1 protein-coding gene is annotated in these 471 nt (G+C 64.8%); it reads left to right on the top strand.

The features are described from left to right. Positions 1-471 (top strand): helix-turn-helix domain-containing protein (locus EN818_RS30775; protein WP_135906597.1); only part of this gene is annotated, 471 nt, incomplete at both ends.

Here is a 471-nt window from a genome sequence, read left to right as displayed (position 1 = left end):
CCGGCATGATCGACCGTTCCTCGCGGCCCGCCCATATGCCGCAGGCCACCGCTGCGTTGATCGCCGAGCGCATCATGGCGCTGCGGCGGCAACGTTGGACCGGCAAGCACATCGCCCATGAGGTCGGCGTCTCGCCCGCCACCGTTAGCCGGGTTCTCAAGCGTGCCGGACTGTCGCGGTTGCGGGATATCGAACCGGCCGAGCCGATCCGACGCTACGAGCGCGAGCATCCTGGCGAGATGATCCATATCGATATCAAGAAGCTCGGTCGTTTCGAGCGCATCGGTCATCGCATTACCGGCAAGCGCACCGGCAATGCCAGCTCGCGCGGCAGCAGTTGGGAGTTCGTCCATGTCTGCATCGACGACGCCTCCCGCATCGCCTTCTCGCAGATCCTGCCCGACGAGAAAAAAGAAAGCGCCATCGCCTTCCTCAAGGCGGCGGTGGCCTACTACGCCAGCCTCGGCGTCA

This window comes from Mesorhizobium sp. M3A.F.Ca.ET.175.01.1.1 (genome assembly GCF_004791945.1).
Lineage (GTDB): Bacteria > Pseudomonadota > Alphaproteobacteria > Rhizobiales > Rhizobiaceae > Mesorhizobium.
The sequence above is the reverse complement of the archived record's forward strand: the minus strand, read 5'-3'. Positions and strand labels throughout refer to the sequence as shown.